Annotated in this window: 12 protein-coding genes; 4 read left to right on the top strand and 8 right to left on the bottom strand. The window is 76.3% G+C overall.

Annotated elements, in window-relative coordinates; translation table 11 throughout:
• Nucleotides 1-6: 6 nt before the first annotated feature.
• Entirely contained in the window at nt 7-1,500 is a 1,494-nt protein-coding gene (locus tag PGN05_RS15060) for a serine/threonine-protein kinase (protein WP_419753370.1), read from the bottom strand.
• A gap of 10 nt (nt 1,501-1,510) precedes the next feature.
• A complete protein-coding gene (locus PGN05_RS15055) occupies nt 1,511-1,948 on the bottom strand; it encodes an ATP-binding protein (protein ID WP_419753369.1) in 438 nt (145 codons plus the stop codon).
• Nucleotides 1,949-2,022: 74 nt separating this feature from the next.
• On the opposite strand from PGN05_RS15055, the gene PGN05_RS15050 reads away from it, so the two are divergent.
• Both PGN05_RS15050 and PGN05_RS15045 read left to right on the top strand, forming a co-directional pair.
• Nucleotides 2,023-2,373: an STAS domain-containing protein gene (locus PGN05_RS15050; RefSeq protein ID WP_419753368.1), complete on the top strand. Its 351-nt coding sequence runs from the start codon at nt 2,023-2,025 to the stop codon at nt 2,371-2,373.
• Between the two features lie 11 nt (nt 2,374-2,384).
• Nucleotides 2,385-4,595, top strand: a complete 2,211-nt coding sequence (locus PGN05_RS15045; RefSeq protein ID WP_419753367.1) for a SpoIIE family protein phosphatase — start codon at nt 2,385-2,387, stop codon at nt 4,593-4,595.
• Here the strand turns inward: PGN05_RS15045 and PGN05_RS15040 are convergent, their stop codons facing one another.
• The 6 genes from PGN05_RS15040 to PGN05_RS15015 all read right to left on the bottom strand — a co-directional run bounded on the left by PGN05_RS15040 (nt 4,596) and on the right by PGN05_RS15015 (nt 11,382).
• Nucleotides 4,596-6,278, bottom strand: coding sequence for a PHA/PHB synthase family protein (locus tag PGN05_RS15040; protein WP_419753366.1), 1,683 nt, complete (start codon nt 6,276-6,278; stop codon nt 4,596-4,598).
• 114 nt (nt 6,279-6,392) lie between these two features.
• Nucleotides 6,393-7,175, bottom strand: a complete 783-nt coding sequence (locus PGN05_RS15035; protein WP_419753365.1) for a DUF899 family protein — start codon at nt 7,173-7,175, stop codon at nt 6,393-6,395.
• A 102-nt stretch (nt 7,176-7,277) separates the two neighbouring features.
• Complete coding sequence (locus tag PGN05_RS15030) at nt 7,278-8,957, bottom strand: hypothetical protein (protein WP_419753364.1); 1,680 nt, start codon at nt 8,955-8,957, stop codon at nt 7,278-7,280.
• On the bottom strand, nt 8,954-10,123 hold the full coding sequence (locus PGN05_RS15025; RefSeq protein WP_419753363.1) for a TRAFAC clade GTPase domain-containing protein: 1,170 nt from the start codon (nt 10,121-10,123) through the stop codon (nt 8,954-8,956). The genes PGN05_RS15030 and PGN05_RS15025 overlap by 4 nt, the downstream gene beginning before the upstream one ends.
• Nucleotides 10,124-10,130: 7 nt before the next feature.
• The gene (locus tag PGN05_RS15020) at nt 10,131-10,268 is read right to left on the bottom strand and encodes a hypothetical protein (protein ID WP_419753362.1); all 138 of its coding nucleotides are present in this window, start codon (nt 10,266-10,268) and stop codon (nt 10,131-10,133) included.
• A 10-nt stretch (nt 10,269-10,278) separates the two neighbouring features.
• Nucleotides 10,279-11,382, bottom strand: coding sequence for a serine/threonine-protein kinase (locus PGN05_RS15015; protein ID WP_419753361.1), 1,104 nt, complete (start codon nt 11,380-11,382; stop codon nt 10,279-10,281).
• Nucleotides 11,383-11,493: 111 nt separating this feature from the next.
• Here PGN05_RS15015 and PGN05_RS15010 point away from each other — a divergent pair, with 111 nt between their 5' ends.
• Nucleotides 11,494-11,730: a FitA-like ribbon-helix-helix domain-containing protein gene (locus PGN05_RS15010; protein WP_419753360.1), complete on the top strand. Its 237-nt coding sequence runs from the start codon at nt 11,494-11,496 to the stop codon at nt 11,728-11,730.
• On the top strand, nt 11,727-12,122 hold the full coding sequence (locus PGN05_RS15005; protein ID WP_419753359.1) for a type II toxin-antitoxin system VapC family toxin: 396 nt from the start codon (nt 11,727-11,729) through the stop codon (nt 12,120-12,122). The genes PGN05_RS15010 and PGN05_RS15005 overlap by 4 nt, the downstream gene beginning before the upstream one ends.
• Nucleotides 12,123-12,190: the final 68 nt, after the last annotated feature.

Raw genomic sequence — 12,190 nt, 5'->3', positions numbered from 1 at the left:
GGCGGCTCAGTCCTCGTCGTTGTCGCGGTCGCGGTCCCGGTCCCGCCGGCGCTCGCGGTTCTCGCCGTTCCCGTTGCCGTTCCCCTGCTCCTGGGTCGGCTCCGCCTCGGTCGTCGGGGCGACGGTCGGCGGCGGCGGTGGGGGAGGGGGCGGCGCGACGGCGTGGGTGACGGTGACCGTCGTGCCGACCGGCACCTCGCCGACCGGGTCGAGCGCGAGCACCTGCCCGGCGGGGACTTCGGCGGTCTCGACCGCGACCAGCCGCACGAGCAGGTCCAGGCCGGCCAGCTGCGGCTGCACCTGCCCCACCGGCCGCCCGACGTACTCCTCGGCCGTCAGCCGGACCCGCACGACCGGCGGGGCCTGCGGCGCCAGGGGTGCGGCGGCCGTCGTCGGCGCGGGCGGCGGCGTGGGAGTCGCGCTCGCCGGCGCCGGATCACCCCGCAGGCCGAGGACCAGCGCGCCCGCCGCCACCGCGGCCACCACGACGAGGGCCACGAGCAGCGGGATCAGCAGGCGCCGGCGCGGCCGGTCCTCCTCGGGCTCGGCGGCGGCGGAGCCGGCGTCCTCGTCGGCGGGCTCGGGAGCGGCGAACGGGAACACATGGGTGGCGTGCTCGGCGCGGACCGCCGGCATGACGAGGGTGTCGGTGCGCGCGTCGTCCCGGCCGGCGGCGAGGTCGTCGATCGCGGCGACCAGAGCGGCGCCGTCCGGGATGCGCTGGGCCACGTCCTTGGCGAGGGACCGGTCCACCAGCCGGCGCAGCGGCTCGGGGACGTCGTCCGGCAGCGGAGCGGGCAGCTCGCGCAGCTGCTGGAGCGCGATCTCGACCGGGTTGGGGCCGTCGAAGGCCCGGCGTCCGGCCAGGCACTCGTAGGCCACCATGCCCCAGGAGTAGACGTCGCTGGCCGGCACCGCCTTGTCCCCGCGCACCTGCTCGGGGGCGAGGTACTGGGCGGTGCCCACGACGTGACCGGTCCGGGTGAGCGGGGTGTTGGCCGCGGACCAGGCGATGCCGAAGTCGGTGATCTTCACGGTGCCGTCCGGGGCGACCAGCACGTTGCCCGGCTTGACGTCGCGGTGCACCACGCCGGCCGCGTGCGCGGCGGCCAGGCCGGCGGCGACCTGGCGGAGCAGGGCCAGCGTCCGGTCGGGGGCCAGCCGGCGCTCCTCCTGCAGCACCGTCGACAGCGGCCGGCCCTCGACCAGCTCCATGACCAGGTAGACCAACCGGTCCCCGCCGCCGGCGCCCGGCTCGACCTCGCCGTAGTCGTGCAGCACGGCGATGTTCGGGTGCACGAGCCCCGCCGACAGCCGCGCCTCGGTGCGGAACCGGGTCAGGAAGACCGCGTTCTCCGTGAACTCCGGGCGCAGCACCTTGACCGCGACCTGGCGGCCCAGGACGCGGTCGACCGCGCGCCAGACCTGCCCCATGCCCCCGGTCGCGACGGGGGAGGACAGCTCGTAGCGGTCGGCGAGGACGGTGCCGGGTCGGTGCATGCGCGCCGGGTCAGACCGGGTCGACCAGGCGCAGAGCCGGCGGCGCCGCCAGCCGCTTCTCCAGCGTCACCCGGTGCCGGCCGTCGGGGTCGTGGCGGAAGGAGAGCCGGTCGACCAGCGCCTGCATGAGCCGCAGCCCGTGGCCGCGCTCGAGCGGGGACCGGTCCGCGGTGGCGGCCGAGGTCAGCTCGTCGGGGTCGAGCCCCTCGCCGCCGTCGACGACGACGATCCGGCACACCGCGTCGTCGATCGCGACCTGCACCTCGTAGTCCGTGTGGTCCCCGGCGTGCTGGACGACGTTGGCGCAGGCCTCGGTCAGCGCCAGCACGATCTCGTCGACGACGGCCGGCTCCACGCGCAGGTGCTCCAGCGCCATGCGGCACAGCCCGCGGACGAAGGGCACGCTGCTGGTGTCCACCGGGAGGCTGACGGTGAAGGCGATGTCCATGGCAGGTTCCCCTCTCCCGCCTGGCGGCATCTACCCTGCGGTGAGCCAGTGGACCACGACGAGGAGACCGCCCCGTGCTGTTCGAGATCGAGCGGACGACGGCCTCCGGGCGACCGGCGCTGAGCGTACGCGGGGAGCTCGACGTCGCGACGGCTCCCCGGCTCACGGAGGCCGTGGAGTCCCTCCTGTCCCAGGGGCCCCGCGCACTGGTCGTCGACCTCACCGCCACGACGTTCCTCGACTCCTCCGGCGCCCGGTGCCTCGCGATGGTGGCCCGCCGCGCGCTGGGCGCGGACGTCGCCCTCCAGGTGGTCTGCCCGCGCAGCAACAGCCCGGTCCGGCTGGTCGTCGACCTGCTCGAGCTGCAGGCCCTCGTGCCGATCGTCGAGTCGGCCCGGCTGCCCGAGGAGGAGGTCGGCCCGTAGGGTCGCCGGGGATGACGCCGAGCCCGCCCACCCCGACCGTCCCCGAGGTCCCCGACGAGGCGCTCGCGCGGTGCGCGGACGAGCCGATCGCCGTCCCCGGCGCGATCCAGCCGCACGGCGCCCTCCTCGCCGTCACCGAGCCCGACCTCGCCGTCGTCGTGGCGTCGGCGAACGCCGCCGACGTGCTGGGGGACGGCGCGGCCCCCGACCTGGCCGCCCTCCTCGACCCCGCCGACCTCGACCGGCTGCGCGCCGGGCTGGCCGGCGACCTCGCTGAGCTCAACCCGCTGCGCGTGCGCGTCGGCGGGCGCGACCTCGACCTCGTCGTCTCGCGGGCCGACGGCCTGCTGCTGACCGAGTGGGAGCCGGTCGAGGGTGCGGAGCAGGCCGGCGCCGCCTGGCACCGCCGGCTGCCCGCGGTGCTGCAGCGGCTGTCGGCGACCGGGTCGCTCGACGAGCTGACCGGGGTGCTGGCGCGCGACGTCCGAGCCCTCACCGGCTTCGACCGGGTGATGGTCTACCGCTTCGACGCCGAGTGGAACGGCGAGGTGGTCGCCGAGGACCGCCGCGACGACCTCGAGCCCTTCCTCGGCCTGCGCTACCCGGCCAGCGACATCCCCGCCCAGGCCCGCGAGCTCTACGCCCGCAACTGGCTGCGGCTCATCCCCGACGCCGGCTACCGCGCGGTGCCGCTGCACCCGGCCGTGCACCCGGACACCGGCCGGCCGCTGGACCTGTCCGGCTCCATCCTGCGCAGCGTCTCCCCGGTGCACCTGGAGTACCTGGCCAACATGGGCGTGGTCGCGTCGATGTCGGTCTCGCTCATCGACCGCGGGCGGCTGTGGGGGCTCGTCGCCTGCCACCACTACGCCGGCCCGCACCGGCCCTCCTACGCCGACCGCGTCGCCGCGGAGTTCCTCGGCCGCACCGCCTCCCTGCTGCTGCACGCGACCGTCGACACCGCCGAACGCGGGGACGTCGTCGCGGTGGCCCAGCAGCAGGCCGCGCTGGTCGCCGCCCTCGGCCGCACCCCGCGGACCCCGGCCGCGGCACTGACCGCGGGGCCGGGGACCCTCCTCGACCTGCTGCCGGCCGGCGGTGCCGCGCTCCGCCTGTCCGGCCGGCTGCACCTGCTCGGCGCCACCCCGCCGGCCGACCGCGTGGCGGCGCTGGTCCCGGAGCTGCTGGCCGACGGGCGCGGGGTGACCGACACGCTCGGCAGCGCCGCTCCCGACGTCGCCGACACCGCCAGCGGGGTGCTCGCCGTCGCGGTCGGCACCGCGCCCGGGGACTTCCTCGCCTGGTTCCGCCCGGAGACCGTCCGCCAGGTCACCTGGGGCGGCAACCCGCACGAGCCGAAGACGGTCCAGGGGGCGACCGGCCCCCGGCTGAGCCCGCGCCGCTCGTTCGCCGCGTGGGAGGAGACGGTGCGTGGCACGGCCCGGCCCTGGCGCGAGCACGAGGTCGCCGCGGCCACGGCCCTGGCCGGCCACCTCACCGAGTCGGCGTTGCAGCGGGCCGGCGAGGACAACCGGCTGGCCGCGGCCCTGCAGCGCACCCTGCTGCTCGAGGAGCTGCCGAAGGTGCCCGGCGTCGCGCTCGCCGCGCGCTACCGGCCCAGCGCCGCGGACGTCGTCGGCGGCGACTGGTACGACCTCGTGCCGCTGCCCAGCGGGCGGCTGGCGGTCGTGCTCGGCGACGTCGCCGGCCACGGGCTGGCCGCCGCCGCGATCACCGCCCAGCTGCGGCACGCCCTGCGCGCGCAGCTGCTGCGCGACCTCGGCCCCGGCGCCGCGCTGCGCGCGCTGGGGGAGCTGGTCGCCCGCCTGCTGCCGGGCGAGCTGGCCACCGCCGTCGTCGCCGAGCTGGACCCGGCGACGGGGGAGGTCGCGGTCGCCAGCGCCGGGCACCCGCCGGTGCTGCACGCGGGCGCCGGGGGCACGACCTTCATCCGGGACGGCCGCGGTCCGGCGCTGGGCCTGCTGGACAGCCCCGACTACCCCGAGACGCGGACCTCGCTGGCCGGCGCCGACCGGCTGCTGCTCTACAGCGACGGACTGGTCGAGCGCCGCGGTGCCCGGCTGGACGACGGGCTGGCCGCGCTGCGCACCGCCGCGGGCTCGGCGGGGCCGGACCCCGAGGCGCTGCTCGACGCGGTCCTCGCCGCGCTCGACCCGCCCGACACCGACGACGTCACGCTGGTCGGCCTCGGCCGCACCTGATCAGGCCGGGTCCCGGTCCAGCACGTAGGACCCGGGAGCCGCCTCGAGCACCGGGTGGTTCTCGCTGCCGAGCTCGGCTGGTGCGGGCACCTCGTCGCCGGAGCGGGCCGTCGTCCACTCCGCCCAGTGGCCCCACCAGCTGCCGGTGTGCTCCTCCGCCGACGCCCGCCAGTCCGCGGGGTCCGGGCCGGGCTCGCCGCCGGTCCAGTAACTCATCCGCGGGTTGCCGGGCGGGTTGACCAGGCTCTGGATGTGGCCGCTGGAGCTGAGCACGAAGGTGCTCGGGCCCGACATCATCCGGGTGGTCCGGTAGCAGCCGGTCCAGGGCGTGATGTGGTCGGTGACCGCGCCGGTGACGTACGTCGGCACGGTGATCCGGGCGAGGTCGACCGGGGTGCCGAGGACCGTCTCGCCGCCGGGCCGGACCAGCGTGTGCTCGGCGAAGATGCGCAGGAACTGCTCGTGCAGGGCCGCCGGCAGGTTGGTGCCGTCGGCGTTCCACGCGAGGACGTCGAACGCCGGCGGGTCCTCGCCCATCAGCCACTGGTTGACCAGGTAGCCGAACACCAGGTCGTCGGGGCGCATCCAGGTGAACGCGCTGCCCATCGTGCGGGCCGGGATGACCCCGCGGGTGCGCGAGATGCGCCGGGCCAGGCCCACGGTGCGCGGACCGGCGAAGGCGTTGAGCGGCGCGGCGCCGCTGAAGTCCAGCAGGGTGACGCCGAACGCGGCGCTGTGCACCGTGTCGTCCTCGACCGCGGCGAGGTGGTTGAGCAGCGTGCTGAGCACGATGCCGCCGGCGCAGAACCCCATCGTGTTGACGTCGGGCGAGCCGGTGACCTGGCGGGCGACGGCGATCGCGCGCCGGACCCGCTCCGCGTAGGTGTCGAGGTCCCAGTGCGCGTGCTGCCGCGACGGGTTGCGCCAGCTGATCATGAAGACCTGCAGGCCCTGGGCGACGGCGTGCTCGACGAAGCTGCGGCCGGGACGCAGGTCCAGCATGTGGAACCGGTTGATCATGGGCGGGACGACGACCAGCGGCCGCTCGCGCACCCGCTCGGTGCTCGGCCGGTACTGGATGAGCTCGATGACGTCGTCCCGGTAGACCACGGCGCCCGGCGTCAGGGCCAGGTCCCGGCCGATGACGAAGGCCGAGCGGTCGGTCTGCGCCGGCAGGCCGCGGTTGTGGACGACGTCGTGCACCAGCGCCTTCGTGCCGCGGACGACGCTGCCGCCGCCGGTCTCCACGGCCCGCTTCAGCGCCGCCGGGTTCCCGAGCAGGGTGTTCGTCGGCGCCGCCGCGCTCACCAGCGCGCCGACGGCGAAACGGGCGCGCGCGACCTCTCGCGGGTCCCGGCCCTCAGCGGCGTACCGGTCGACCAGCCGCTCCAGGGCCGCGGCCCAGGCGAGGTAGCCCTGGCCGACCCGCCGGTAGGCCGGGTTGGACCGCCAGGCCGGGTCGGCGAACCGCCGGTCCTTCTCCGCCGGCGCGATGCGGTCGGTCCCGCGCGCGATCGCCACCAGGTCCCGGCCCAGGTGCACGGTCTCGGTCGCGACCGCCCGCGGGGCGGTCAGCAGGCGGGCCAGGCCGCCGGCGGCGGTGGCGGCCGGCGACGTCGCCGCGATGTCCTCCCCGACGGCGGTGGCGGGCTGCTCCTCGGGGACGGTTCCGGCTGCGGACACAGGCTCTCCCTCGCTGTGGGCGTGGTCGCGCTCACGCTAACGACGCGCAACCGTCCGGAACCGGGCCCAAGGTCCCTACCGGCGGAGGGATGGACCACACCCGCCGCGCGGCCGTCAGTGGTGGGAGCCGTGCCGGCCGAGGGTCTCCACGGGGGTCGCGCCGGGGCGGGTCCACTGCGGCGCGGGCCGGCTGGTCGGGCCCCAGGTGGGGTTCCCCTCGGCGTCCGAGCGCCAGTACCAGCAGGCGTGGCGCCCCACGGGCCAGCCCTCGGGCTTGTCCTCCCACGCCTCGCCGCGGCCGTAGGGCGTCATGTCGAGCAGGCCGAGGGACCCGTCGGCCGGCTCGTTGCCCCGGCCCGTCGTGGAGTAGGTGAGGAACACGCGGTCGCCGTCGCGCAGGTAGCACACGATGTGCCCCTCCTCGGTGGCGATCGACTCCTCCATCCCGCGCACCGAGTACCAGGGCTGGGCGTAGCCCATGAACTCGACGTAGCGGGCCACCTCGTCCCAGCGCCCCGCGGTCAGGACGGCGAACGAGACGCCGCGGGCGTGCAGGTAGACGGCATCCCTCATCTGCCAGACGTTGAAGGTGCAGCCCTCGCACTGCCCCTGGGGCGGCGCGCCGTCGTACCACATGGAGTGGTAGACCACGAGCTCGTCGCGCCCCTGGAACAGGTCCCGGAACGGGACCGGGCCGTCGGGTCCGACGACCTCGGCCGTGCCGTCGACCTCCACCATCGGCAGCCGGCGGCGGGCGGCGGCGATGGCGTCGCCCTCGCGGGTGTGCGCCTTCTCGCGGACCAGGAGCTCGTCGCGGGCGGCCTGCCAGGTGGCCCGGTCGACGACGGGCGGGCGCCCGGGCAGCGTGGTGGTCGGGTCGGCCGGCGTGGTCGTCATGGCGTCCTCCGGAGGATCTCGTGCCGGGCAGCGTCGCGCGGCGTCCTGCGACACCAGGACAGACCCGCGACCCGGCCGGAACTCATCGCCCGGGACGCCCGCTCAGGGTCGGCGGGGCGCCTTGCGCCGGCGGGGTGGCTCGCCGCCGCCGTCCGCCGTCCGGCTGCGGGCGAAGGACTCCGCCAGCTCGCGCGGCCAGCCGTCGTCGGCCAGCAGCAGGGTCAGCTGCCGGCCGAGAACGGCGTCGACGTCGGCGGCGGGCAGCTCCGAGCCGAAGACCACCTCGCGCAGCGCCCAGCCGCGGCCGGCCAGCGATCCGGTGGCGACGGCGACGGCGAGCTGCTCGACCGCGGCGACCTCCATCCGCAGGGCCGCCCAGCGCAGCACGGCGGGCAGGCCGGACACCGGCAGCGCGTCCTCCAACCGGGTCAGCCAGCCGACGTCGGCGACGAGGAGGTGGCCGAGCAGCGTCCGCGCGCCGTCGTCGGACCGGTCGGCGGCCTGCCGCCACTGCCGCTCGAGGGCGTCCCCGACCACCCGGCGGCGGCTGGCCAGCACGGCCAGCTCCCAGGGGTCGACCGCGAGGTCCAGCAGCGGCAGCGCGACGCCGAGGCTCAGGGTCTGCTCGACCAGCAGGCCGGCCGTCCGGTCCAGCCGGGCCACCCGCCGGCCGCGGGCCACCTCGTCGGCGAAGGCGGTGCACAGGTCGCCCTGGGTCAGACCGGCCAGCTGCACGGCGGTCTCGGCGGGTCCCTCGGCGCCGTCGAAGACCTCGGCGAGCAGGGCGGTCAGCACCGGACCGCGGACCCGGTCGGCCGCCTCCGGGTGCCGCGCCGTCGCCGTCCGGAGCGCCGCCCCGACGGCGGGGTCCGCGCCGGCGAGGGTGATTGCGGCGGCCGCGTTGGTGCCGCGGGCCAGCCAGCGCGGAGCGGTGTCGGACTCGAGCACGCAGGCCAGCTGGTCGGCGGTCAGGTCGGGAGCGTCCAGCTCGGCCCAGGAGTCGGCGAACAGCCACGCGTCGAGCGCGCGCAGGTCGGCGAGGTCGTCCGGCGGCAGCTCGCCCTTGCTGGCCGCCTCCAGCAGGCCGCGGGCCCGCTCGGTGTCCCCGGGTCCGGCCGACGCGGAGCCGGCCGCGGCGACCAGCTCCACCGTGACCGGCGCGGTGTCGCCGTCGTCCTCGGCCGGCCCGGTGCGCAGCGACACCCCGGTGGTCAGGGCGCGGGGCAGGACGGCGAACACCACCTCGGCCACGTCACGGCCGGAGGAGCTCAGCCGGGGCAGCCGGCAGGTGCCCCGGCGGGCGGCGAGGGCGGCCAGCAGCTGGGCGAGGCCGGGGGTGAGGGCGTCCACCTCGTCGACGGTCAGCGCGGGGAGGGTCCGGTCGGCGGAGGGGACGCGCAGCGGCGGCAGCGCGTCGGTGGGGTCGGCGTCCGCCGCGAGGCCGTCCAGGAAGCGGCCGGTGCGGCGCAGCTCCAGCAGTTCGCGGACGCCGAGCCGCCCGGCGGCGTCCCACACCAGGTGCACCAGGTAGTTGCCCGGCCGGCCGAACCCGTCGGCCCGGGAGGCCACCTTGCGGTACAGCAGCCGACCACCGTCGCGGGACAGGACGCCGTAGGCCTCCCCGTCGTCGGGCCGGAAGCCGACCAGCGCCCCGAGGGCCTTGCGGGTGCGCCCGACCGCCGCCGGCCAGTCCGCGGACACGGCGAAGACGCCGAAGCCCGGCCCCTCCAGCGTCCGCGGCGCCGAGGTGTAGACCGCCTGCGGGCAGGCCCGGCCGCTCATCCCGACCACTCGCGGCGCAGGCCGGAGCCGGTCTCCTCCGGGTCGAGACCCTCCTCGGACAGGAAGCCGTGCCGCGCCAGGAGCACCAGCAGCGGATCGAGGCACCCGATCGGTGAGATCACCGGATAGCCGCCGTCGTGGGCGTCGGCGCCGGTCGCCGACACCGCGTGCACCGTCGGTCGCGGCAGCCGGCCCAGCACCGCGGTGAGCAGGTTGGAGCCGCCCTTGAGCTCGAGGAAGTCGACCAGGCGCGAGCTGTTGCGGCGCACGTCCTCGAACCAGTGCGCGAGCGGCGCGGCGGCCAGGTCGGTGTCACGCAGCGCCTCGGCCGGGAAGTCCGGCATCCCGCGCAGCTTGTCGGCCTTGCTGAGCACGACCGCGGTGGAGACGCCCTCCAGGTGGCTGTCCGGGTGCAGGTTGCGCGCCGTGCGCATCAGGTTGGCGAGGTTCACCACCATCTGGGTGTGCCGGGCCAGGCCCATCGACTCCTCACCGGGGTCGGCCAGGTGGCGCAGCCGCGGGAAGACGCCGGGGGAGAGGATGACCAGCACCGACGAGGCGGCGTACAGGAACTTCCCGTACTGGCCCATGTCCTCGCTGCGGTACAGCTGCTCGCCGGAGGCGTCGAAGACGACCAGGTTGAGCGACCGCTCGGCGCCGTTGCGCCCCGGCCCGCGCAGCACGAGCGTGAACGGCTCGGGCGAGCTGCTCTCGCCCAGCAGCGGCAGGGTCAGCGGCAGCTGCCGGCGCTGCACCAGCAGCCGGTACCGGTAGTCGTCGAAGCGGGCGGCGCTGTCCTCGTCCATCTCCACCGAGATGCCCAGCGGCGCCAGCGCGCCCTCGTGCAGCAGGTCGATGAGCACGGTCAGGTAGGTGCTCTTGGACGCGCCGGTCAGCCCGACCAGCCCGACGACGACGGTCGGCCGGGAGAGGTGGTCGGGGGGCAGCCGGTGGCCGTTCGGGCAGGTCGGGGCGACGTTCGCGGCGGCCGCGCCGGCGGCGTCCTTGGGCGTGGGCGGCGGGCCGGTCTCGGTGCGCAGCGGCTCCAGGAACCGCTGCCACCGGCCGCGGCGCTCGACCGGCGGGCGCTGGGGCGTGCCCCGGGCGTCCCGCCAGACGGGCGTGGTCAGCGGCTCCAGGCAGCGGGGGCAGACGCGGTTCCTCACGTGCGGCTCACCGGACGAAGAGGAAGAAGAAGAGCAGCGCGGTCACCGCGAACACGACGAGCAGCACCCGCTGGCGCTCGCGGAACCGCTGGCGCCGCGCGTCGAGCCGCTGCTGGGCCAGGGCCCGTTCGTACATCCCGGACAACGACGCCTCCTCAGACGAGCACGTGGTAGACGATGGCCAGCACCAGCCCCGCGACGATCCCGAGCAGGACGGCGACCCCGATCGCAGCCGCGTAGCCGGCCCGGGTGTCGGCGACCGCGCGCTCCAGCCGGCCCAGCTCGTAGCGGGCCGCCTCGACCAGCGCGCCCATCGACTGCAGGTCGCGCATCGTCGTCCGCGGATCGGGGATCTCCGACGTCCCGCCCAGCCACCGGGTCCGCTGCTCGACCTGGCGGGCCAGCACGGCGACCGACGGGCGCTTCTCGGGGGCGAACCGCAGGGCCTGGCTGACGCTGTCCATGAGCAGCGGCGGGACGTGCGTGAGGTTGAGCCGACCGGCCCGCAGGGCGAGGAAGTACTCGGAGTCCGGCATCGTGTCGTCGGGGTCGACCGGGTGGACGGCGCCCGCGGCGTAGGCGATGACCAGGCCCCAGCTGTAGACGTCGCTGGCCTCGGTGAGGACCGCGCCCTGCAGCTGCTCGGGGCTGGCGAACAGCTTGGTGCCCAGGGCCGCGATGCCGGTGGTGGCGGTGCCCGAGGGCGGCTCGGGGCCGACGTAGCGGCTGATGCCGAAGTCGACCAGCCACACGTCGGAACCGGAGATGATGATGTTGCCGGGCTTGACGTCGCGGTGGACGACGCCCGCGGCGTGCACGTCCCGCAGCGCGCGCAGCAGCCCGATCGCGATGCGCCGCAGCTCCTCGTCGGTCAGCCCGCCGGAGCGGTGGGCCAGGAACTCGTCGAGCGGCGTCCCGCTCACGTACTCCTGCACGTAGTACGGGGCGCCGGCGGCGAGGTCCTGGTCGACGATGCGGGCCACCCGCGAGCTCTTCACCCGGGCGGCGTTCTCCACCTCGCGGGCCAGCCGCTTGCGGGCCAGCTCCGGCGCGCCCTCGGGCAGCCGCTTGATGACGACCAGCGCGCCGTCGGCCGGGGCCGACCCGACGAAGACGTCCGCGCCCTGGCCGCCGCGGGGCAGCCGGCAGAGCAGCTCGTAGGGGCCGATGCGGTCGGGGTCGCCGGGCTCGAGCAGGTCGATCTGACGGGTCTCGGCCAGGTCGGCGACGGCCACGGCGGAGTCGGTCGCCTCGTCCACGTGCGGCCTCCGGTTCGACGTCGGGAGGACGACGGTAGAGCGCGGACCTGGGAACGGGGTCCACCGGTCGGCTGACATGCGGACTGCATGCACGGCAAGTACTCTGCAGTCGTGCCGGTCTCCATGACCATCCGGAACGTGCCGGACGAGACGCGCGCGGTCCTGGCCGCCCGCGCGGCGCGCGCGGGCAAGTCGCTGCAGGAGTACGTGCGCGGCGAGTTGACCGCGCTGGCCGAGCGGCCCAGCTCCGACGAGCTGTGGGACCGCATCCGGAGCCGCGTGCGGACGACGGGCACGCGGGTCCCGTCCGAGGTCGTCCTCGAGGCGAGGGACGCCGACCGGCGGTGACCGTCGTCGCCGACGCCTCGGCCGTGGTCGCCGCGCTGGTCGACGCCGGGCCGGCCGGCGAGTGGGCGGCCGGAGTGCTGGCGGGGCAGCCCCTGGCCGCTCCGGCGCACCTGTTCGTCGAGGTGTCGAACGTGCTGCGGCGCAGCGTGCTGACCGGGCACCTGGGCCGCGAGGTCGCCGCCCTGGCCCACGCGGACCTCGTCCACCTGCCGGTGACCATCGTCGCGTTCGAGCCGCTGGCCGCCCGGGTGTGGGAGCTGCACCCGACGGTGACCGCCTACGACGCGGCCTACGTGGCGCTCGCCGAAGAACTCGGCGCACCGCTGGTCACCCTCGACCGGCGGCTCGCCCGGTCGAGCGGACCCACCTGCCGCTTCCTGCTCCCCACCTGACCTGGCCCCCGGCCTGTGGACTCCCCGCGCCGAGGATCCGGGGGTTGCGTCGGTTTTCGCGGAAACCG

The organism is Geodermatophilus sp. CPCC 206100, assembly GCF_048569675.1.
Lineage (GTDB): Bacteria > Actinomycetota > Actinomycetes > Mycobacteriales > Geodermatophilaceae > Geodermatophilus.
Note: the sequence above shows the minus strand (reverse complement) of the source record. Positions and strands in the feature narration are given on the sequence as shown.